This window comes from Chromobacterium sp. (assembly GCF_041912965.1).
Classification (GTDB): domain Bacteria; phylum Pseudomonadota; class Gammaproteobacteria; order Burkholderiales; family Chromobacteriaceae; genus Chromobacterium; species Chromobacterium aquaticum.
This window is the reverse complement of sequence record NZ_JAYSGF010000041.1, coordinates 21,550-42,701: the sequence shown is the minus strand read 5'-3', so window position 1 is coordinate 42,701 and position 21,152 is coordinate 21,550. Positions and strand designations below refer to the sequence as shown.

At 63.1% G+C, this 21,152-nt stretch carries 15 protein-coding genes and 1 pseudogene; 9 read left to right on the top strand and 7 right to left on the bottom strand.

The genetic code is table 11. The features are described from left to right. A partial coding sequence (locus ACE3QM_RS18785; RefSeq protein ID WP_374423994.1) for an NADP-dependent isocitrate dehydrogenase occupies nt 1-1,663 on the bottom strand: 1,663 nt, incomplete at its 3' end. Between the two features lie 333 nt (nt 1,664-1,996). Here ACE3QM_RS18785 and ACE3QM_RS18780 point away from each other — a divergent pair. Further along, nucleotides 1,997-2,515 (top strand): annotated as a pseudogene (locus ACE3QM_RS18780) (pseudouridine synthase); the annotation flags it as partial. Nucleotides 2,516-2,687: 172 nt separating this feature from the next. Beyond that, a complete protein-coding gene (aceK, locus tag ACE3QM_RS18775; protein ID WP_374423992.1) occupies nt 2,688-4,478 on the top strand; it encodes a bifunctional isocitrate dehydrogenase kinase/phosphatase in 1,791 nt (596 codons plus the stop codon). A 64-nt stretch (nt 4,479-4,542) separates the two neighbouring features. Here aceK and ACE3QM_RS18770 read toward each other — a convergent pair whose 3' ends face one another. Both ACE3QM_RS18770 and mutS read right to left on the bottom strand, forming a co-directional pair. Then, on the bottom strand, nt 4,543-4,968 hold the full coding sequence (locus ACE3QM_RS18770; protein ID WP_048411772.1) for a hypothetical protein: 426 nt from the start codon (nt 4,966-4,968) through the stop codon (nt 4,543-4,545). A gap of 66 nt (nt 4,969-5,034) precedes the next feature. Continuing rightward, nucleotides 5,035-7,581, bottom strand: a complete 2,547-nt coding sequence (mutS, locus tag ACE3QM_RS18765; protein WP_231463822.1) for a DNA mismatch repair protein MutS — start codon at nt 7,579-7,581, stop codon at nt 5,035-5,037. 315 nt (nt 7,582-7,896) lie between these two features. Here mutS and ACE3QM_RS18760 point away from each other — a divergent pair, with 315 nt between their 5' ends. The 4 genes from ACE3QM_RS18760 (at nt 7,897) to ugpQ (ending at nt 11,713) form a co-directional block, all read left to right on the top strand. Continuing rightward, complete coding sequence (locus ACE3QM_RS18760) at nt 7,897-8,463, top strand: GbsR/MarR family transcriptional regulator (protein WP_048411774.1); 567 nt, start codon at nt 7,897-7,899, stop codon at nt 8,461-8,463. A gap of 2 nt (nt 8,464-8,465) precedes the next feature. Then, entirely contained in the window at nt 8,466-9,806 is a 1,341-nt protein-coding gene (locus tag ACE3QM_RS18755) for a cytochrome ubiquinol oxidase subunit I (protein ID WP_048411775.1), read from the top strand. After that, on the top strand, nt 9,803-10,816 hold the full coding sequence (locus tag ACE3QM_RS18750; RefSeq protein WP_374423987.1) for a cytochrome d ubiquinol oxidase subunit II: 1,014 nt from the start codon (nt 9,803-9,805) through the stop codon (nt 10,814-10,816). Before ACE3QM_RS18755 ends, ACE3QM_RS18750 begins: the two co-directional genes overlap by 4 nt. A 144-nt stretch (nt 10,817-10,960) precedes the next feature. Further along, the gene (ugpQ, locus tag ACE3QM_RS18745) at nt 10,961-11,713 is read left to right on the top strand and encodes a glycerophosphodiester phosphodiesterase (RefSeq protein WP_374423985.1); all 753 of its coding nucleotides are present in this window, start codon (nt 10,961-10,963) and stop codon (nt 11,711-11,713) included. Nucleotides 11,714-11,914: 201 nt separating this feature from the next. Here the strand turns inward: ugpQ and ACE3QM_RS18740 are convergent, their stop codons facing one another. Further along, on the bottom strand, nt 11,915-13,903 hold the full coding sequence (locus ACE3QM_RS18740; RefSeq protein ID WP_374423984.1) for a methyl-accepting chemotaxis protein: 1,989 nt from the start codon (nt 13,901-13,903) through the stop codon (nt 11,915-11,917). A gap of 754 nt (nt 13,904-14,657) precedes the next feature. Between ACE3QM_RS18740 and ACE3QM_RS18735 the strand changes: the two genes are divergently transcribed. Next, nucleotides 14,658-16,073 carry a sodium:alanine symporter family protein gene (locus ACE3QM_RS18735; RefSeq protein WP_048411779.1) on the top strand — a complete coding sequence of 472 codons (1,416 nt, stop codon included), beginning with the start codon at nt 14,658-14,660 and terminating at the stop codon, nt 16,071-16,073. Between the two features lie 67 nt (nt 16,074-16,140). On the opposite strand, the gene hemN is transcribed toward ACE3QM_RS18735, so the two are convergent. Further along, nucleotides 16,141-17,547: an oxygen-independent coproporphyrinogen III oxidase gene (gene hemN, locus ACE3QM_RS18730; protein WP_048411780.1), complete on the bottom strand. Its 1,407-nt coding sequence runs from the start codon at nt 17,545-17,547 to the stop codon at nt 16,141-16,143. A 109-nt stretch (nt 17,548-17,656) separates the two neighbouring features. Between hemN and fnr the strand changes: the two genes are divergently transcribed. After that, complete coding sequence (gene fnr / locus ACE3QM_RS18725; protein WP_043590811.1) at nt 17,657-18,403, top strand: fumarate/nitrate reduction transcriptional regulator Fnr; 747 nt, start codon at nt 17,657-17,659, stop codon at nt 18,401-18,403. A gap of 47 nt (nt 18,404-18,450) precedes the next feature. Here the strand turns inward: fnr and ACE3QM_RS18720 are convergent, their stop codons facing one another. Together ACE3QM_RS18720 and ACE3QM_RS18715 are read right to left on the bottom strand one after the other, a co-directional pair. Continuing rightward, nucleotides 18,451-19,371 carry a DUF1853 family protein gene (locus ACE3QM_RS18720; RefSeq protein WP_231463816.1) on the bottom strand — a complete coding sequence of 307 codons (921 nt, stop codon included), beginning with the start codon at nt 19,369-19,371 and terminating at the stop codon, nt 18,451-18,453. Then, nucleotides 19,361-20,140 carry an RNA methyltransferase gene (locus tag ACE3QM_RS18715; protein ID WP_231463814.1) on the bottom strand — a complete coding sequence of 260 codons (780 nt, stop codon included), beginning with the start codon at nt 20,138-20,140 and terminating at the stop codon, nt 19,361-19,363. Before ACE3QM_RS18715 ends, ACE3QM_RS18720 begins: the two co-directional genes overlap by 11 nt. Nucleotides 20,141-20,342: 202 nt before the next feature. Here ACE3QM_RS18715 and ACE3QM_RS18710 point away from each other — a divergent pair, with 202 nt between their 5' ends. Then, nucleotides 20,343-21,134: an inositol monophosphatase family protein gene (locus ACE3QM_RS18710; RefSeq protein ID WP_048411783.1), complete on the top strand. Its 792-nt coding sequence runs from the start codon at nt 20,343-20,345 to the stop codon at nt 21,132-21,134. Nucleotides 21,135-21,152 lie beyond the last annotated feature (18 nt).

Genomic DNA, 21,152 nt, shown 5'->3' with positions numbered 1-21,152 from the left:
CGGTCAGGTAGTCGCGCAGGATGTTGCCGGTCACCGAGATGGTGTCCAGGCCGCGCGCCACGCGTTCCAGGGTGTAACGCATCGCGCGCACCTGGGACATGATGTGGATTTCCAGGCCATTGGTGTCGTGATCCTTCAGGTAGGCGTGCACCTTCTTGATCAGCTCGTTCTCGTGCGGGCGGTACGGGTCCAGCCAGAACACCGCCGGCATGCCGGAGTTGCGGGCGCGGGTAACGGCCAGCTTGACCCAGTCGCGGATAGGCGCGTCCTTCACCTGGCACATGCGCCAGATATCGCCTTGCTCGACGTTCTGCGTCAGCAGCACTTCGCCGCTGGCGAGGTCGACGATGTTGGCGACGCCATCTTCCTGGATTTCATAGGTCTTGTCGTGGGAGCCGTATTCCTCGGCCTTCTGCGCCATCAGGCCGACGTTGGGCACGGTGCCCATGGTCTTGGGATCGAAGTTGCCGTGCCATTTGCAGAAGTTGATCATCTCCTGGTAAATGCGGGCGAAAGTGGATTCCGGCATTACCGCCTTGGCGTCGTAAGGCTTGCCGTCGGCGCCCCACATCTTGCCGCCGGCGCGTATCATCGCCGGCATCGAGGCATCGACGATCACGTCATTGGGCGAGTGGAAGTTGGTGATGCCCTTGGCCGAATCCACCATCGCCAGACGCGGGCGATGCTCCTGGCAGGCGTGCAGATCGCGGATGATCTCTTCGCGCTTGGATGCCGGCAGGGTCTCGATCTTCTCGTACAGGGTGGCCATGCCGTTGTTGACGTTGACGCCCAGTTCCTCGAACAGCTTGCCGTGCTTCTCGAACGCTTCCTTGTAGTAGATCTTGACGCAGTGGCCGAACACGATGGGGTGGGACACCTTCATCATGGTGGCTTTCACGTGCAAGGAGAACAGGATGCCTGCTTCGCGGCAGTCTTCCATCTCGCGCTCGTAGAATTCGCACAGCGCTTTCTTGCTCATGAACATGGAGTCGATGATCTCGCCGGCCTGCAGCGCGACCTTGGGCTTGAGCACGATGGTCTGGCCGCTCTTGGTGGTCAGCTCCATCTTCACGTCGCGGGCCTTGTCCAGCGTGATCGACTTTTCGCCGTGGTAGAAGTCGCCATGGTGCATGTGGGAAACATGGGTTTGCGACCATTGCTTCCATTCGCCCATCGAGTGCGGGTGCTTCTTGGCGTAGTTCTTCACCGCCAGCGGCGCGCGGCGGTCGGAGTTGCCCTCGCGCAGCACCGGGTTCACCGCCGAGCCCAGGCAGCGGGCGTAGCGGTCCTTGATCGCCTTGTCGGCGTCGGAGGCCGGGTTTTCCGGATAGTCCGGCAGCGCATAGCCCTTGGCCTGCAGTTCCTTGACGCAGGCGATCAGCTGGGCCACCGAGGCGCTGATATTGGGCAGCTTGATGATGTTGGTGTCGGGGTGCTGGGTCAGCTTGCCCAGCTCCGCCAGGGTATTCGGCACTTTCTGTTCGTCAGCCAGATAGTCGGGAAACTCGGCCAGGACGCGGGCCGCCAGCGAAATGTCCGCGGTGGCGACCTTGATGCCGGCGGAGCCGGCGAAGGCCTGGACGACAGGCAGGAAGGCGCTGGTAGCCAGCGCCGGCGCTTCGTCGGTCAGGGTGTAAATGATGCTGGGCTGTTCCGAAGGCATTACTCTATCTCCATAGTTATCTTGTGACGACAGAACGGTTGCGCGAGGCGCTGCCGGCGCATTGAAAGAGCTTGGAAAGGCGGACGCGGGGTCCAGGCGACGCGGCCTGAGCGCGATCCGGCGACTCTCGGGCAATTTTCAAAAGCGAATTATACCTCTGTGCGGGCGCTTGGCTCGCAGCGCATGTGAACTTTTATGCGTTATAACTGCTTGGGGTCTGTTCGAATGTGAATTATAAGCAGCGGGAGTGCCCATGCGTCGGCAATCTGCCGCTACTTTGCGGCCGGCTCTTGCTATCATTCGGCTCATTCATTCATTGTCGCTGTTTCCGCCATGTCCCGACTCATTCTGCTCAACAAGCCCTACGGTGTCATCTGTCAGTTTTCCGAGCACCCCTCGCATCCAACGCTCAAGTCCTGCGTGCCCTTGCCCGGCGTGTATCCGGCTGGCCGGCTGGACACCGACAGCGAAGGGCTGCTGCTGCTGACCGGAGACGGTGAGCTGCAGCACCGCATCGCCAATCCGCGCTGGAAACTGCCCAAGACCTATTGGGTGCAGGTGGAGGGCCAGATCCGCGAGGAACAGCTGGAGCAACTGCGCCGTGGCGTGGATCTGGGCGATTTCACCACTCAGCCGGCGCAGGCGCGGCGCATCGACGCCCCCGATCTGTGGGAACGCAAGCCGCCGGTGCGTTTTCGCAAGACGGTGCCGGACGGCTGGCTGGAGATCGTCATCAGCGAGGGCAAGAACCGCCAGGTGCGGCGCATGACCGCCAAGGTGGGCCTGCCGACCTTGCGCTTGGTGCGGGCGGCGATAGGCCCGTGGGCGCTGGACGGCTTGCAGCCGGGAGACATGCGCGAGCTGGAGGTGGACCTTGCGGATTTGCCGCGGCTGCCCCATGCTCAGCGCATCGCCAAGCCGGGCGCGCAGCCGCGCGGCGGCGGCTTCCGGCGCGGAGGCCCGCGCAAGCCTTGAACCGGCGCCGGGCCGCGACGCGGCGGTTCCACATCGACGAGGCGGGCGCATGCAGATACCCGAGTCCTACAATCCGGTGGCGCGCGATATCGCGCAGGCGCTGGTGGATGGTTTCGACAAGCATTACCGGCGCTTTCGCGACTGCAACCGCGGCGCCAAGGCCTTGTTCGAGGCCGGCGACTGGCAGGGCGTGCAGCAGGCGGTGCGCGACCGTATCCAGTTCTACGACCAGCGGGTGGCGGAAACTGTGGCGCGGCTGCATGGCGAGCTTCACGCCGAGCTGCTGGACGACGAGATCTGGCAGCAAGCCAAGCTCTACTTCATCGGCCTGCTGGTCAGGCACAAGCAGCCGGAGTGCGCGGAAACCTTTTTCAACTCGGTGTTCACCCGCATCCTGCACCGCGATTATTTCAACAACGATTTCATCTTCATCCGCCCGGCGATTTCCACCGAGTACATAGAGTCGGATCCGCCGTCCTATCGCAGCTATTATCCGGCGCGCGACGGCCTGAGGGCGGTGCTGCGGCGCATGGTCGAGGACTTCGGCTGGCAGCGAGCCTTCACCCGGCTGCGCCGTGATATCGCGTTGTCGCTGCGTCAGGCGCTGGCGTTTCTGGAGGGCCGCTGGCCGCGGCAGGAGGCCAATTACCAGGTTCAGGTGCTGTCGTCGCCGTTCTACCGCAATAAGTCCGCCTATGTGCTGGGCAAGGTGATCAATGGCGGCGCGCAGTACCCATTCGCGGTCCCGGTGCTGCACGACGCGCTGGGTGGCTTGTGTCTGGACACCTTGCTGCTGGAGCCATGGCGCATAGGCATGCTGTTTTCCTTCAGCCGCGCTTATTTCCTGGTGGACATGGAAGTGCCGTCCGGCTATGTGCAATTCCTGCGCGGCATGCTGCCGGGCAAGAGCAAGGCCGAGCTCTACACCATGCTGGGTTTGCAGAAGCAGGGCAAGAACACCTTTTATCGCGACTTCATCCAGCATCTGCAGCATTCCAACGACAGTTTCGTCATCGCGCCCGGCATCCGCGGCCTGGTGATGCTGGTGTTCACGCTGCCGTCCTATCCCTATGTGTTCAAGCTGATCAAGGATGAGTTCGGTGGCGCCAAGGAGGCGGACCGCGCGACGGTGAAGGCCAAGTATCAGTTGGTGAAGCGTCATGATAGGGTGGGGCGGCTGGCGGACACGCTGGAATTTTCCAATGTGGCGTTTCCCAAGGCGCGCTTCACCGAGGAGCTGCTGCGGGAGCTGCGCGCGCAGGCGCCGTCGCTGCTGGAGGAGGGGGCGGAGCAACTGGTGATCAAGCATCTGTATATCGAGCGGCGCTTGAAACCGTTGAATCTCTACCTGATGAGCGCCGAGCCGGCGGAAAAGGCGCGGGTGGTGCGCGACTACGGACTGGCGATCAAGGAGCTGGCGGCGGCGAATATCTTTCCCGGCGACATGCTGTTCAAGAACTTCGGGGTGACGCGCTACGGCCGGGTGATCTTCTACGATTACGACGAGATCGAATACCTGAGCGATTGCCGCTTCCGCCGGATTCCGGAGGCGCCGTATCCGGAAATGGAGATGTCGGGCGAGGTCTGGTATCCGGTGGCGCGCAATGATGTGTTTCCGGAAGAGTTCGGCGCCTTCCTGTTGGGTGACGCCGAGGTCAGGCAGACGTTTCTGCGCCACCATCAGGATTTGCTGAGCCCGGCGTTCTGGCAGCAGCGCCAGCGCCGCATCGGCGCTGGCCACATCGAGGACTTCTATCCCTACCCGGAGGAGATGCGCTTCATCAACGCCTATCCGCGTTTTTATCGGCGGGAGCGGGCGCTTTGCCCGCAGCGGGATTGACGCAAGAAAAACGGGGAAGCGTTTGCTTCCCCGTCTGGGTGTTGAATGCGCGCGGGCGCGGCGTCTAGGCGCGGTGGCTGTCCTCGAAGTAGGCGATGGGCCCGGCGCTGGTTAAGCCAATGTGGAAGGTCGAGCTTTCCGGGAAGGTCTCGCCTATGCTTTCCGCGGCGCGCACGATCTCGTACAGCACTTCCACTTCCTTGAATTTACGGGTGATATTGTCATTGCCCTGCAACCAGGTCCGGATTTCCTCGGCATGCGGGTGGTTGTTTTCCAAGGCCAGCTGGCAGGCCGGCGTGCTGATCAGGCTGATCGCCGGCGGCATGCTGATGTCCAGCTGCTGCAATTGTTGGCTCGCCATGGCGGCGAAGCTGGACAATTCAAGGTTGGCCCGCTCACGGATGGAGGAAAGGGCAATGCTTCCATCGTCCGTAACCTGACTGAACAGCTGGACCAGGCCCGGGGCGGTGGCAGTGTTTTCAAGCGACATTGTTGTTGCTCCTGTCTCGGATGTTACCTTCTAGTAATATAGGAAACGTCCCCGGGTCTGGCCTGGTCAATTGGCCAGTTTCTTTAATTCATAGAGTAAAGCCTGAGCTTCCCGTGGCGAGAGATCGTCTAGATCGACCTCCAGAAGGCGTTCGACCGCCGGATTCGGTTCAGGTTCCACAGTTGCCGTCGCGGGTAAACTGACAAATAGATCTGGCTGCACGCGGCTGGCGGAGTGGTTCTCCAGTTCGGTCAAATAGCGGCGCGCCTCACGGATCACTTTGCCGGGCACGCCGGCCAGTTGCGCCACCGCCAGACCGTAGCTCTGGCTGGCCGGGCCTTCTTCCACATGGTGCAGGAACACGATGCGGTCCTTGTGTTCCACCGCGGACAGATGGACGTTGGCGACGCTGGGGTAATCGCCGGCCAGGCTGGTCAGCTCGAAATAATGGGTGGCGAACAGCGTATAGGCGCGGCTTTTTTCTATCAGCGCCTTGGCGATGGCCCAGGCCAGCGCCAGGCCGTCGAAGGTGGAGGTGCCGCGGCCCACTTCGTCCATCAGCACCAGCGATTGCTCGGTGGCGTTGTTGAGGATGTTGGCGGTTTCGGTCATTTCCACCATGAAGGTGGAACGGCCGCCGGCCAGGTCGTCGGAAGCGCCGATGCGGGTGAAGATGCGGTCGATCTGGCCGATCACCGCGCGTTGGGCTGGCACGAAGCTGCCGATGTGGGCCATCAGCGTGATCAAGGCGTTCTGGCGCATATAGGTGGATTTACCGCCCATGTTCGGGCCGGTGATCAGCAGCAGCTTGCGCGCGTCGGACAATTTGGTGTCGTTGGCGATGAAGCGTTCCACCTCGGCCTCCACCACCGGGTGGCGGCCTTCGATGATTTCCAGCCGGGTGTCGGCGACGAACTCCGGCTCCACGTAGTTGTTGACGCTGGCGCGCTCGGCGAAGGAGGACAGCACGTCCAGCCCGGCCACCGCCTGGGCGATCAGCTTCAGGTCCGGGATGTGCGGTGCCAGCTGATCCAGCAGGTCTTCGTATAGCTGTTTTTCCAGCGCCAGCGCGCGATCCTGCGCCGACAGCGCCTTGTCCTCGAATTCCTTCAGTTCCGGCGTGATGTAGCGCTCTGCGTTTTTCAAGGTCTGGCGGCGGCGGTAGTCGTCCGGCACCTTGTCGCCTTGGGCCTTGGTGACTTCGATGTAGAAGCCGTGCACGCGGTTGAATTCCACTTTCAGCGTCGGGATGCCGGTGCGTTCCTTTTCGCGCGCTTCCAGCGCCAGCAGGAAGGCGCCGCAGTCGGTCTGGATCGCGCGCAACTCATCCAGCGTGGCGTTGAGGCCGTGGTTGATCACGCCGCCGTCGCGCAGGAAGGTGGAGGGCTCGGGCAGGATGGCCTGGCTGAGCATGGTTTCCACCGGGGAATCGTCCGGCAGCAGGCGCGCCAGTTCGCCCAGCAGTTCGGCGTCCAGGCTGGCGGCCAGCCGCTTGACGCCGGTCAGCGCCTTCAGCGAATCGCGCAGCGCGGCCAGGTCGCGCGGGCGGGCGCTGCGCAGCGCGATGCGGGCGGTGATGCGTTCGATGTCCGCCACTTCGCTCAGTTGGGCGTGGGCGTCGTCATAGGCCGGCAGCAGGGCGCGCACCGCTTCCAGGCGGCGCGCCAGCTTGCCGTGGCTGCGGATGGGGTGATGCAGCCAATGGCGCAGCAGGCGGCTGCCCATGCTGGTGGCGCAGCCGTCCAGCAGCGAGGCCAGCGTCGGCGACGGCTCGCCGCGTATGGTTTCGGTCAGTTCCAGGTTGCGGCGGGTGGCGCCGTCCATGCGGATCAGTTCGCCGGCGTCTTCCACCGCCAGATTGGCGATGTGGGCCGGGTTCACGCTCTGGGTGGTCTTGACGTATTCCAGCAGCGCGCCGGCGGCGCCCACCGCCACCGGCAGGGTGTCGGCGCCGAAGCCGGCCAGGTCGCGGGTGCCGAAGTGCCGGGTCAGCGTCATCTGCGCCGATTCGATGTCGAACTGCCACGGCGGCAGTTTTTTCTTGGGCGTGGCCACGGTCTCGAACACATTGAGGCCGGTGTCGTCCGGGATCACCAGCTCGGCCGGCTTCAAGCGTTCCAGCTCGCTGTGCAGGTCGTCCACCCGGGTCTGCAGCACTTTGAATTCACCGCTGGCGAGCGATAGCCAGGCCAGGCCCAGCACGCCCTTGACCATGTTCACCGCCATCACCAGATTGTCGCGCTTGTCGTCCAGCAGCGCGGCGTCGGTCAGGGTGCCGGGGGTGACGATGCGCACCACCTTGCGTTCCACCGGGCCCTTGGACAGCGCCGGATCGCCTATCTGTTCGGCGATGGCGACGGATTCGCCCATCTTGACTAGGCGCGCCAGATAGCCTTCGGCGGCATGGTAGGGCACGCCGGCCATCTTGATCGGGTTACCGCCGCTGGCGCCGCGGGTGGTCAGGGTGATGTCGAGCAAGCGCGCCGCCTTCTCCGCGTCCTCATAGAACAGCTCGTAGAAGTCCCCCATGCGGTAGAACACAAGCTTGTCGGCGTGTTCGCGTTTGATGGCCAGGTATTGCTGCATCATCGGGGTGTGCTGTGGCGTGCTCATCGGCTAAGGGCTCTTATGTTTTCAATAGACAACAGGATGCCGTGGCAGCTGCCCGCGCATCAAGGCCGCGTGGGCGCCAGGGCATCCCTGATTAATGTTTGGCCCCGCGCGAGGCGGGGTTTTGGAGAGTCGGCGCTATTTTAACGCAGGCCGCCAGCGGCGTCAGCCGCGCTGGCCGAGCTAGTGGTGATGCGGTTTGCATGGGGTGCCGTCTTGTCAAGCGCCGCGCTCAACGATGGTTGTGATTGACTTGGTTTCATTGCGAATTTATGATTTATATCAAAGTTTCAGAAATTCCTGAAAATTGAGAATGTCATGAATATACCGCCTCTCGTTCAGTCCTTCGTGCTGCATTTCGGTGAAATGGGCAGCCGCTGGGGCATCAATCGCACTGTCGGCCAGATCTATGCGCTGCTATATGTATCGGAGAAGCCGCTGAACGCGGATGAAATCGCCGAGAGCCTGAGCTTTTCGCGCTCCAATGTCAGCATGGGGCTGAAGGAGCTGGAGTCCTGGCGCCTGGTCCGGCTGCAGCATTTCCCTGGCGATCGTCGCGAATACTTCTCCACGCCCGATGATGTGTGGGCCATCTTCAAGACCCTGGCCGAGGAGCGCAAGAAACGCGAGGTGGAGCCGACGTTGACCATGTTGCGCGGCGCCATCATGGAAGCGCCGGCCAGCGAGGCCGAGCGCCATGCCCAGGCGCGGATGAAGGAGATGTACCAGCTGATCGAGTTGGTCACCACCTGGTTCTCCGATATCCAGCACATGGACGTGGAGACTTTGCAGCGCCTGATGAAAATGGGGTCGCAGGTGCAGAAAATCCTGCAATTCACCCACTCGCTTTCGAAACTGACCAGTCGCGACGGCGACAGGGAGTAGCCATGGACTTTGACCCGCTGGTATTGGCGCGCATGCAGTTCGGCGCCAATATTTCCTTTCACATTCTGTTCCCCACCATCAATATTGCGATGGGCTGGGTGCTGCTGTTCTTCAAGCTGCGCTATCTGAAAACCGGCCAACAGGGCTGGATGGACGCCTATGGTTTCTGGGTGAAGATTTTCGCGCTGTCCTTTGCCTTGGGCGTGGTCAGCGGCGTGACCATGAGCTTCCAGTTCGGCACCAACTGGCCCGGCTATATGCAGACGGTGGGCAATATCGCCGGCCCGCTCTTGGCGTATGAGATCCTGACCGCCTTCTTCCTGGAGGCCACCTTCCTCGGCGTGATGCTGTTCGGCCGTTCCAGGGTGTCGGAACGGGTGCATACCTGGGCCACCTTCCTGGTCGCCTTCGGCAACACGGTGTCGGCGTTCTGGATCCTGGCGCTGAACTCGTGGATGCAGACCCCGACCGGCTTCGAGATGGTGAACGGCAAGGCGGTGGTGACCAGCTGGCTGGAGGTGATCTTCAACCCCTCGCTGCCGTACCGGCTCAGCCATATGCTGATCGCTTCCGGCCTGACCGCGTCCTTCCTGGTCGCCGGTCTGTCGGCCTATCGCCGGCTGAAGGGCGACCGCAGCGATGGCGCCAAGCTGGCGTTGAAAACCGGGGTGATCACCGCGGCGCTGCTGATTCCGCTGCAGATCTTCGTGGGCGACATGCATGGCCTGAACACCTTCAAGCATCAGCCGGCCAAGCTGGCGGCGATCGAGGGCATCTGGCACACCGAGAAGGGCGCGCCGCTGCTGCTGTTCGCGCTGCCCAACGCGGAAACCCGCCAGAACGATATGGCGGTGGGCATTCCCAAGCTGGCCAGCCTGATCATCACCCATGATCCCAACGGCGAGATCCGCGGTCTCAACGAGTTCGCCCAGCATCCGCCGGTGGGCAAGGTGTTCTGGAGCTTCCGGGTGATGGCGGGCGTCGGCGCGCTGATGCTGCTGGTGTCCTGGCTGGCCTGTTGGCAGCTGCGCCGCCGCGGTCAATTGGCTCCGCTGATGCTGCGCGCGCTGGTGGGCATGACTTTCGCCGGCTGGGTGGCGACGCTGGCCGGCTGGTATGTGACCGAGATCGGCCGCCAGCCGTGGCTGGTGGAAGGGGTGCTGACCACGGCGCAGGCGGCGGGTCCGGCGACCGGCGGCATGGTGGCGTCGACGCTGGCGATGTATCTGAGCCTGTATCTGGTACTGCTGAGCGCTTATGTCTCGGTATTGTTCTACATGGCCGGCAAGGCCGCCGGCCAGTCCGGCGCTGACACTGCGCATCTCGAGGAGAAACTGGCATGAGTGGCGCCGCGTATTGGTTGCCGGTGGTATTCGCCGGCCTGATGGCCTTGTCCATGCTCATCTATGTGGTGCTGGACGGTTACGACCTCGGTGTCGGGCTGCTGCTGCCCTTCGCCAGCAATGACGAGAAGGACATGATGATCGCGTCCATCGGTCCGTTCTGGGACGCCAACGAAACCTGGCTGGTGCTGGGCGTGGGCCTGTTGCTGGTGGGCTTCCCGCTGGCGCACGGCATCATCCTCGGCGAGCTGTATCTGCCGGTGGCGCTGATGCTGGCCGGCCTGATCGTGCGCGGCGTGGCCTTCGACTTCCGCGTCAAGGCGCGCGAGCCGCACAAGCCGTGGTGGAATGTCGCCTTCGCCTGTGGCTCGCTGCTGGCGGCGCTGACCCAGGGTGTGATGCTGGGCCGCTATCTGACCGGTTTCGCCGACGGCTGGCTGGCCTGGGGCTTCGCGCTGCTGGCCGGGATCGGCCTGGCGGCGGCCTACACGCTGCTGGGCGCCGGCTGGCTGATCATGAAGACCAGCGGCGCCTTGCAGGCCAAGGCGGTGGCCTGGGCGCGGCGCAGCCTGGCCGGCGCGGGGCTTTCGGTGCTGCTGGTGTCGGTGGCCACGCCGCTGGCCAGCAGCCATATCGCCGCCAAGTGGTTCGCCTTGCCAGAATTCCTGCTGCTATTGCCGCTGCCGCTGGGCTGCATCGTGCTGTTCGCCACCTTGTGGGTGATCCTGCCGCGCTTGGCGGTGCGCCAGGCCGCCGGCAACGATAACTGGTGCTGGGCTCCGTTTGCCTGCACCGTAGGCGTCGTGCTGCTGTCGTTCTGGGGGCTGACCTATAGCGTGTTCCCGGAAGTGGTGATAGGCCGGCTGGACATCTGGCACTCGGCCAGCGACACCGCGGCGCTGTGGGTGATCTTCTGGGGCGCGGCGGTGGTGTTGCCGGTGATCTTGCTGTACACCGCCTTCGTTTATCGGGTGTTCCATGGCAAGGCCAATGCGCTGACTTATCAGTAAATCCAGGCCGGGTCATGCGCTCACAACAGCCGCCTTTGCTTTGCAATGGCGGCTGTTGCCATACTGGGAGTTCGTCATCCGCCTGCAATCCGTCGCGGCGACAATAGCCCCTTTTGTCCACGCGGCAAGCTCAAGGAAGCCCTTATGTCTGACTCCGGTTCCACTCCGGCCTGGCCTTATCCGCGCTTCATCGCCCATCGCGGTGGCGGCGCCCTGGCGCCGGAAAACACCTTGGCCGGTTTCCGCGAAGGCCGGCGCTACGGCTATCGCGGCGCCGAGTGCGATGTGAAACTGTCCGCCGACGATGTCTGCTTTCTGTTGCACGACGACACGGTGGAACGCACCAGCAACGGCCACGGCGCGGCTGCGGCGATGAGCATGGCGCAATTGGCGCGGCTGGACGCCGGCGGCTGGAAGGGCGCGGCGTTTGCCGGCGAGCCGATGCCGACGCTGGACAATGTCGCCGCCTACTGCCTGGCCCAGGGCATCGCCTTGAACATCGAGATCAAGCCCTGCCCGGGACGGGAGAAGGACACCGGCGCGCTGGTGGCGGCCGCGGCCGCGCGGCTATGGGCCGCGGCTCCGGTTCCGCCCTTGCTGTCGTCTTTTTCCGCGGAAGCGCTGCGCGCAGCGCGCGAAGCCGCGCCGCATGTGCCGCGCGCCTGGCTGGTGGAGCAGGTGCCGGCGGACTGGGAGACACGCTTGCGCGAACTGGGCTGCATCGCGCTGCACTGCGATTATCTGGGCCTGAGCGCGGAGTTGGCCGCCGCGATCAAGCAAGCCGGCTTTCAATTGCTGTGCTATACGGTGAACCGGCCCGCCGACGCCGAGCGGCTGCTGGCCTGGGGCGTGGATAGTGTCTGCACCGACCGGCTGGATCTGCTGGCGGCGGGGTAGCAGGGGTTGACGAGCTCACTGGTGCTCGGGAGATCGTAAACAGGTTCTTAGAACCTGTTCAAAGTCTGCTGCGCATCGGCGGGATGGATAGAAATGGGCGTTGAAACCGGCTTCGAAATGCTCATGTACCAACCGTACATTCCGTTTTCTCAGCCGTTTTCGCCTTGTCTCGCTCTTGCTCGCGAGACTTTGAACAGGCTCTTAGACGCTGAAGCGGCCGGCTAGCTGCCCCAGCCGCTGCGACACCGCTTGCAACTCGCTCGCGGTCTGGGCGCTGGCTTCGACGGCGCTGGCATTGGTTTCCGACATCCGCGCCACGTCTTCCACGTTTTGCGCCAGCGATTGGCTGGTGCTGCTCTGCTCCCGCAGCGCCTGGCTGATCTGGTGGATGCTGTCCAGCACCTGGTCCACGCACTGGCGGATGGTGGCGATGCTGGCGCCGGCGCTGCGGGTATTATCCTGGCCTTGCATGATTGCGCTCATCCCGGTCTGCATATTGGCGATGGCCTGCTGCGAGGTGCGCTGAATCTCGGACACGATGCCGCTGATCTCGGTGGTGGACTGCGCGGTGCGCTCGGCCAGCTTGCGCACTTCGTCGGCAACCACGGCGAAGCCGCGGCCTTGTTCGCCGGCGCGCGCCGCCTCGATGGCGGCGTTCAAGGCCAATAGATTGGTTTGATCGGCGACATCGCGGATCACGTCGACGATGCTGGCGATGGATTCCGACTGTTTGCCCAGCGCGCCTATGGTTTCCGAAGCCGAGCTCACATCGCGAACGATGCTGTCCATGCTGGCTCCGGCCTCGCTGATGATGGCGTTGCCCTCGCTGGACTGACTAACCGCGGTGCGGGACAGCTGGTTGGCCTGTTCCGACTGTTCCGCGCTGACCATCAGGCTGGTGCTCAGTTGCTCGATCGCCGCCGCCATGCTGGCCGCCGACTGGGTCTGCTGAGTGCTGCTATGGCTGATGTTCTGCGCGCTTTGCGCCATCTGGTCGGCCGCGGCGTTGACTTCGCGCGAGGTGTCCAATAGCTGGACGACGGTTTCGCGCAGCTGATTGCGCATCTGGCCGATGGCGGCGAGCAGGCTGCTGTTGTCCTGCGCGCGCAGCTGGATCTGGATGCCCAACTGGCCGGCTGCCAGTTGTTCGACCACGCTTTGCACATAGAAGGGCTCGCCGCCCAGTTGCAGCGTGATGGATAGATAGAGCTGATGGAACAGGAAGCTGGCCAGCAACATGGTGGCGAGGCCGATGCCGATATACAGATTGCGCTGGCCTTGCATCCGTCCGATGCGGGCCTGCAGCAAGCCATCCAGGTTCTGCAGCGCGCTATCGCTGAAATGGGTGATGACACTGGCGCTGCGCGCCGCCAGGCCGGCCACGCCCAGCGCCGAGCCGGTCTTGCCCGCCACCGCGCCGTCTATGGCCGTCACTTGCAGCTGGCGGAAGGCTGCCAATTGCTGGTTGTCGGCGTCCAGCGCGCTCTTGACGGCGGAATTATAGGCCTGGGCCTTGGCCAGGTCGCTGTTCAGGCCGTCCAGCGCGCTGCTGATCAGCGGGCGCAATTCGACCAGACGGTCGCGCTCGGCCGGCGTCAGCGCTTGCCCAGTTTCGGGCTTGGCGGCCCAGGCCAGCGCCTCGCCTATGGTGTTGGCCAGCGTCGGCAGCTTGGTGGTGGCCGCGTCCATCAGGTAGTAGCTGTCGATGTCCGGGTCCAGCGTCAGGTTGGAGTTGTCGCTGGCGACGCCCAGCAGGGTGTTGAGTTTGTCGGCGGCATTGTCGAAACCGGCGATGATCTTGTCGGGCGGGGCGCTGCCCAGTTGCGCGAGCGCCGCGCGCGCCGCGCTGGCGGTTTTCCAGGCGTCTTCGCTCTGCAGGGCGCCGCCGGATTGGGCATGGGCGTTTTGCAACTGCGTCCATGCCTGGTCGAGTCGGGCCACGGCCTCCGGCTGTGCGGCCTTGGCGGCGGCGTTGCCCTGCGCGGCTCGCACCGCCAGGTCCTGCGCCAGTTCCAGCGCGCCCAGCACCCGATTCAGCGGCTGGATGTAGGCGACGCCCACTCTTTCTTTTTGCGAGAAGTCGATATTGTCCTGATTGGTGCGGTACAGGCCGTACACCATATAGAGCAGGGCCGCCGCGAATACCGCGCCGATCAGCGCGAAACGGCTGGGGTAGCTCAGACCTTGCATCAACCTTACCATGGGTGTTGTCATCATCTCGCTCCCGGCGATGGCGGCGGCGCCCGCAATAGGGTTCTTGGCCGTGTCTGTACCAGAATAGGCAATTTTCGGGCAAGAGAGCTGAGCGATGGACGGCAAGCTTGGCAATGACTAAGGGCTATATCAGCCAGAAGCGCAGTGCAGTGCGACGCCTGCTGGGCGTTATTGGCATGGCTTGCCAAAAAAATGCCTTGGTCATTTAAAATGCTATTGGTGTTTTGCCGCGTCGGATGCTGTCAGGAATAACAGCTGAATAAATATGCTTATGGTGTTGCTTGCGCGGTGGTGGAGGCAGAGCGACCGCGTGTGAATTCCATTGCCAGCAAACACTCTATTTTGCTAAATTCGCCGGGTTTCGCATGGAAACAGTCTGACAAAATAGCGTCATCGCTCAGTCTGTTCTGGTGCGTTTGAGCCGCCCATATCGGCCCGCGTGGCGATCGCCGCGGCGGCTCGATTCAGGGTTTTAGAGCCGATTCACGATCTCGCGGGCAAGAGCGAGACAAGGCGAAAATGGCTGAGGAAGCGGAATGTGCTTGGCGCATGAGCATTTCAGAGCCGCATTCATCGTGTGACGTCTCACGACGCGCAGCAGATCGTGAACCCGTGATAAGCCCTCATCCCGGCATCAAGACCGGGGCAGAAACCAACCTTCCAGTCTGAAATCCTTCCGGCGCGCGTCGCCCATTTCCAGATTGTCACGCTCAGAGCTTTAAGAGGAATCATGGAGTTGCTTCATTCTTTTATCAATGCCGCCAATGATGTGATTTGGGGCAAGGTGCTGATCGGCCTGCTGCTGGCCGTCGGTGTGTATTTCTCGCTGCGCTCCGGCCTGTTGCAGCTGCGGCTGTTCGCGCGCGGCTGGCGCGAAATGATGGGTGGCCGTGGCGGCCACCGCAGCAAGGATGATATTTCGCCGTTCCAGGCCTTTGCCACCGGCCTCGCCAGCCGGGTGGGCACCGGCAATATCGCCGGCGTGGCCATCGCCATTGCCGCCGGCGGTCCCGGCGCGGTGTTCTGGATGTGGCTGACCGCGATGCTGGGCATGGCCAGCGCTTTTGCCGAGTCGACCTTGGCGCAGCTGTTCAAGACCAATCACCATGACGATACCTTCCGCGGAGGCCCGGCCTATTACATTCAAAAAGGCCTGGGCCAGCGCTGGTTGGGCGTGGTCTTCGCTCTGTGCCTGATTCTGGCCTTCGGCCTGGTGTTCAACGCGGTGCAGGCCAATTCCATCGTGGCGGCCACCGAGGGCGCCTGGGGCTGGAACCGCTATATGGTGGGCGTGGCGCTGGTGGTGATGACCGCCCCCATCATCTTTGGCGGCATCCGTTCGGTGGCGCGGGTGGCGGAATGGCTGGTGCCGGTAATGGCGGCGATTTACCTGCTGATGACCTTCTATGTGCTGGCGGTGCATGCCGCCGAGCTGCCGGGCTTGATCGTGCTGATCGTCAAGAGCGCCTTCGGCCTGGAGCAAGCGGCGGGCGGTTTCGCTGGCTACGCGGTGAGCCAGGCGATGATGCTGGGCATCAAGCGCGGCCTGTTCTCCAACGAGGCCGGCATGGGCTCCGCCCCCAACGCGGCGGCGACGGCGACTTCGCGCCATCCGGCCAGCCAGGGCGCGATCCAGATGTTCGGCGTCTTCATCGACACCATGGTGATCTGTACCGCCACCGCGGCCATCATCCTGTTGTCCGGCGTGCACGACCAGGGCTTGAGCGGCGTGGCACTGACGCAGAAGGCGATCGAGGCGCAGTTCGGGCCGATAGGCGCGTCCTTCTTGGCGGTGGCGATGTTCCTGTTCGCGTTTTCCACCATCATCGGCAATTACGCCTATGCCGAGGGCAATGTCGAGTTCATCCGCAGCAACAAGCGGATATTGCTGGCTTTCCGCCTGATCGTGCTGGCGATGGTGATGTTCGGCGCGGTGGCCAGTTTGCCGTTGGTATGGGATATGGCCGACTTCGCCATGGGCTTGATGGCCTTGATCAATCTGGTGGCCATTGTGCTGCTGTCGCGCTATTTCTTCATCGTGCTGAAGGATTACGAGCGCCAGTTGAAGCAGGGCGAGTCCACTCCGGTGTTCAAGGTGGCGGATTACCCGGAACTGGCGGCCAAGGTGGAAAAAGACATCTGGTAAGTCTGAACCTGGTTCCAACGATAAACAGCCCGCGTTTCGACGCGGGCTGTTTTGCTGTGGAGCAAGCTCAAATGGTCTTGGAGTAGCGCGCCTGAGTGCGGCGCTCGCGCAGGTGGCGGTCGAAGATCATCGCGATATTGCGGATCAGGAAGCGCCCCCTGGGTTCCACCATGATGAAGTCGCCGTCGAAGGACAGCAGGCCTAGTTGCTGGAACTCGCGGATCTGCGGCAGTTCTTCGGCGAAGTACTCGGCGAAGTTGATGCCGTGGATTTCCTCCAGCGCCTCCACCGACAGCGAGAAGCGGCACATCAGGCCCTGGATGATACTGCGGCGCAAAATGTCGTCATTGTCCAGCGTCAGCCCGCGCAATACCGGCAGGTGGCCGCTGTCCAGCGCCGCGTAGTAGCTGTCCAGATCCTTGGCGCTCTGACTGTAGCAGGGGCCGACCTTGCCGATTGACGACACGCCAAGACCTATCATGTCGCAGTCGGCGTGGGTGGAATAGCCCTGGAAATTGCGCTGCAGCCGGCCTTGGCGCAGCGCGGTGGCCAGCTCGTCGTCCGGCTTGGCGAAGTGGTCCATGCCGATGAAGACATAGCCGGCGTCGGCCAGGCGCTGCACCGAGTCTTGCAGAATATCCAGTTTGGTTTCCGCCGAGGGCAGGTCGGCCTCGTTGATGCGGCGCTGAGGCATGAACACGGTGGGCAGGTGGGCGTAGTTGTACAGCGCCAGCCGGTCCGGCCCGATGGCGATCACTTTGTCCAGCGTGCGGCGCACCGATTCCCGGGTCTGCAGCGGCAGGCCGTAGATCAGGTCTACGCTGACCGACTTGAAGCCGGCATCGCGCGCGGCCTGGATCACCTCCAGCGTTTCCTCTTCGGACTGCACCCGGTTCACCGCCTGCTGCACCGCCGGCTCAAAGTCCTGAATGCCGACGCTGATGCGGTTGAAGCCGAGTTCGGCCAGCTTGAAGATTGTCGCGGCGCTGACTTTGCGCGGGTCTATTTCTATGGAATACTCCCCCTCCTTCAAGAACTCGAAATGAGTCTTGAGCAAGGTCATCAGTCGTTCCAGTTGCGCGTCGGACAAGAAGGTGGGGGTGCCGCCGCCGAAATGCAGCTGTATCACCTGCTCGCGGCGCCCCAGACAGGAGGCGACCATGCGGACTTCTTTTTCCAGATAGTCCAGGTACAAGTCAGCCTTGCTGCTGTCCTTGGTGATGATCTTGTTGCAACCGCAGTAGTAGCAGATAGTGTTGCAAAAAGGTATATGAGCGTACAATGATAAAGGTTTACGGTTGGCGCCGATGCTGCGCTGCCGTAGCCAGTGGATGTAGTCTGTTTCGGCGAAACCCGGCGTAAAGCGATCCGCAGTCGGGTATGACGTATATCTAGGACCTGTCCCGTCGAGGCGCTCGATCAGCGCGCGGTCGAATTCAAAATGGGCAGGAGAAAATGGGTGGGTGGTCTTCATGTCGTATTTGGATAGCAAAACCTCTGGTGGACTGGTAAATTTGCGGAAATCCTGCGAATTTCGCTTTGATAAGGGTCAAGCTTCAGCGCAAGCTTGCACTAAACATGCCATGTCCGATCAGAACCATATCTCTTTGCATAACCTGAAGGTCTCCTGCTCCAACTGCAGCCTGAAGGAACTCTGTCTGCCGGTTGGGCTCAACCGCGAGGAGTTGACCCAGCTTGACGCGGTGATCCGCCAGAGCCGCCGTTTGAAGCGCGGCGAGTACCTGTTCCGCAGCGGCGAGGGCTTCCGTTCGCTGTTCGCGGTGCGCACCGGCTTCTTCAAGACCAGCGTCGCCAGCCAGGACGGCCGTGAACAGGTCACCGGCTTCCATATGTCCGGCGAATTGATGGGCCTGGACGGCATTTCCGCCAATGTACACGGTTGCGACGCCATTGCGCTGGAAGACAGCGAGGTGTGCGAACTGCCGTTCAGCCGCATGGAGAGCCTGGGACGCGAAATTCCCACGCTGCAGCACCATTTCTACCGCTTGATGAGCCGCGAAATCGTTCGTGATCAGAATGTAATGTTGCTATTGGGCAACATGAAGGCGGAGGAGCGCTTGGCCGCCTTCCTGCTCAATCTGTCGCAGCGTCTGTCCACTCGTGGCTTTGCCGCCAATGATTTCATCCTGCGCATGAGCCGTGAGGAAATCGGCAGCTTCCTGGGCCTGAAACTGGAAACCGTCAGCCGCACGTTGTCCAAGTTCCAGCAGCAAGGCTGGATTACGGTAGACCATAAGCATATCCAGCTGGTGATGGTGGACGAGCTAAAAGCGCTGATCTCCGGTTGCGCGCACGCCAACGGGCATTGAGCGCGCAGCGCCGCATTGCTGAAGGCAGGCCATGGGCCTGCCTTTTTTCATGGGCTAGGGCTGCCGGCGATTTGCTCCAACAGCCGCGACAAGGGCGCTTCCTGCGGCCAGCCGGGCGGCACGGCGAAGCCGCGCGCCACTTCATGCCAGCAAGCATCGGCGCCGGCTTGCAGCTCCGCCAGCAATTGCGGCGCCGCCGCCTGTTCCAGCTGCGCGCGCAATGCCGCCGCGGTATGGGTCTGTTCGAAGCCGAGCCGCGCCGGCGCCAGCCAGCTCAGTCTGGGCAGCCAGGCCCAGCGCGAGGCCGTGCTGGAGGCCGGCCATTCGCCGCGCAGCGGCCAGTATTGCCCGTATAGCGGTTGGGCCTGCGGAGGCGGTTCCGGCGCGGTGTCCAGGGCGTGGAACAGCCAGCCGCTGAGCCGGGCGCCTACCGCGCAGCCGGCAAAACCCGACGGCAGCATGGCTTGGGCCGCCGGGTGGCGAGATAGGCGCAGCTGGGTTTGCAATTTACGGGCTTTCAAGGCCCAGGCGTCGCGCAGGCTGGGGCCGGTCAGGGTGTCCGCGTCGCGGCCCAGCTGGAGGTAGAACTTGCTGGCGGTTTCCAGGTGCAGCGGCTGGCCGTCGAGACGCAGCAGGAAGTCGAACTCGCCGATGGTGCGGCCGTCCGGGCCGCGCACCGGCAGATTGTTGGCAAGCAGCTGGATATGCGGCGCCAGCCGGAACCAGAACGATAGCAGCCGTTCCGCGTAATGGCCGAGGCGGCGGGTGGGCTGGCGCGCCAGCCAGCCGTGCAGTTCGGCCGGATCGGCGTCCAGCGCTTGCAGCAGCGCCGGGCCGTCGGCGCCCAGCAGCCGTTGCGGCGCGATGTCGGCGCCGCTGTTCCACGGCGCCGGGGCGGTCAGCAGAAAAGCCAGATCGCGCACCGCCGGGTGCGCGTAGGGCAGGGTGAACAGCGGCTTAGTCGTCATCCTTGGCGGGGGCATCGCGGCGGACTTCGCCGTCGGCGGCGCGCTGAACCTGTTTGAGGAAGCCGCGCAGGATGTCGATTTCCTCGCGCAGCAGGCCGGCGCGGTTGAACAGGGTGCGCATCCGGCGCATCATCCGCTCGCTGTTGCGGCGGCGGAAATAGCCTATCTTGTCCATGGTCTGTTCCAGGTGGCCGCAGAAGCCTTCCACCTCGCCCAGCGCCGCCGCGTCGCTGTCCGCGCGCAGGTAGTCGACGTCCACGCCGGTGTGGCTGAACAGCTCATAAGTCATCACCTGCACCGCCATCGCCAGGTTCAGCGAGAAGTAGTCCGGGTTGCCGGGAATGGTGACCAGGCGATTGCATTGCTCGACTTCTTCGATCGACAGGCCGAAGGTTTCATTGCCGAACACCAGGGCCACCTGTTCGCCGGCGCGGGCGCGCGCCACCAATTCCGGCGTGGTCTGGCGCGGGGTGGACAGCGGGGTGGTCAGCTCGCGGCGGCGGCTGGTCAGCGCGCAGGCGATGGTGACGTCTTGCAAGGCCTCGGCCAGGCTGGACACCACGGTGGCCTGCTCCAGCAGATCCACCGCGCCGGAGGCCAGGGTATTGGCTTCGTCGCTGGGAAACACTTTGGGTTCAACCAGATACAGCCGGCTCAGGCCCATGGTCTTCATCGCCCGCGCGGCGGAGCCGATATTGCCCGGATGGTTGGGCCGCGCCAACACCACGCGAATGTTTTTCAGAAAATCAGGTACTTGGGGTTTATTCATCAGCAGTTTCACATTAAAATAGCCGGCTTATCGAAAAGCCCGCGCGCCGTTTTGCGCGCAAGGCCAGCGCTTGCCGGATGGGCAGGCATGTCGCCTTGCCCGATTGCGCCGGGTTTTTCTTGTTCCTTAACCCAGATTGTTACTAGCAGACGTCGCGTCATGTGGCGGACGTCTGTCATGGTTGAAAGTGTAGAGGCCGTCAATGCATCCGATGCTCAATGTCGCGGTGAAAGCCGCTCGCCGCGCTGGCAGTGTCATTCAGCGCGCGTCGCTGAATCTCGACGCGGTGCGCGTAGAGCGCAAGAAACACAATGACTTCGTGACCGAAGTGGACCGCGCCGCGGAAGAGTCCATCATCGCTTCCATTCTGGAAGCTTATCCCAAGCACGCGATTCTAGCAGAAGAGTCCGGCGCGAAAGGCATCGGTTCGTCGGAATACGAGTGGATCATCGATCCCATCGACGGCACTACCAACTTCTTGCACGGCCACCCGCAGTACGCGATTTCCATCGCGCTGGCGCACAAGGGCCAGGTGCAGCAAGCCGTGGTCTTCGACCCCAACCGCAACGATCTGTTCACCGCCTCGCGCGGCGTCGGCGCCTTCCTCAACGATCGCCGCATCCGCGTGTCCAAGCGCTTCATGATGAATGAATGCGTGATCGCCACCGGTTTCCCGGTGTCCGACCAAAGCTATATCGACCAATACCTGGGCATGCTCAAGGATGTGCTGGCCAAGACCGCCGGCGTGCGCCGCGAAGGCGCGGCCTCGCTGGACTTGTGCAATGTGGCTTGCGGCCGCGTGGAAGGCTTCTGGGAGCTGAACCTCAAGCCTTGGGACATCGCCGCGGGCAGCCTGATCGTGCAGGAAGCGGGCGGCATCGTCACCGACTTGTCCGGCGAGCAGGGCTGGCTGGAGTCCGGCGACATTGTCGCCGCCAACCCGAAAGTGCTGGCGCAGCTGCTGCACACGCTGGCGCCGCATATCGGCAAGTAAGCGCTGTCGGCTTGGCCC

Coding starts and splice junctions, on each gene's coding strand:
- aceK (WP_374423992.1), top strand. CDS start 2,688: ATGCAGATACCCGAGTCCTACAATCCGGTGGCGCGCGATATCGCGCAG.
- ACE3QM_RS18770 (WP_048411772.1), bottom strand. CDS start 4,968: ATGTCGCTTGAAAACACTGCCACCGCCCCGGGCCTGGTCCAGCTGTTC.
- mutS (WP_231463822.1), bottom strand. CDS start 7,581: ATGAGCACGCCACAGCACACCCCGATGATGCAGCAATACCTGGCCATC.
- ACE3QM_RS18760 (WP_048411774.1), top strand. CDS start 7,897: ATGAATATACCGCCTCTCGTTCAGTCCTTCGTGCTGCATTTCGGTGAA.
- ACE3QM_RS18755 (WP_048411775.1), top strand. CDS start 8,466: ATGGACTTTGACCCGCTGGTATTGGCGCGCATGCAGTTCGGCGCCAAT.
- ACE3QM_RS18750 (WP_374423987.1), top strand. CDS start 9,803: ATGAGTGGCGCCGCGTATTGGTTGCCGGTGGTATTCGCCGGCCTGATG.
- ugpQ (WP_374423985.1), top strand. CDS start 10,961: ATGTCTGACTCCGGTTCCACTCCGGCCTGGCCTTATCCGCGCTTCATC.
- ACE3QM_RS18740 (WP_374423984.1), bottom strand. CDS start 13,903: ATGCAAGGTCTGAGCTACCCCAGCCGTTTCGCGCTGATCGGCGCGGTA.
- ACE3QM_RS18735 (WP_048411779.1), top strand. CDS start 14,658: ATGGAGTTGCTTCATTCTTTTATCAATGCCGCCAATGATGTGATTTGG.
- hemN (WP_048411780.1), bottom strand. CDS start 17,547: ATGAAGACCACCCACCCATTTTCTCCTGCCCATTTTGAATTCGACCGC.
- fnr (WP_043590811.1), top strand. CDS start 17,657: ATGTCCGATCAGAACCATATCTCTTTGCATAACCTGAAGGTCTCCTGC.
- ACE3QM_RS18720 (WP_231463816.1), bottom strand. CDS start 19,371: ATGACGACTAAGCCGCTGTTCACCCTGCCCTACGCGCACCCGGCGGTG.
- ACE3QM_RS18715 (WP_231463814.1), bottom strand. CDS start 20,140: ATGAATAAACCCCAAGTACCTGATTTTCTGAAAAACATTCGCGTGGTG.
- ACE3QM_RS18710 (WP_048411783.1), top strand. CDS start 20,343: ATGCATCCGATGCTCAATGTCGCGGTGAAAGCCGCTCGCCGCGCTGGC.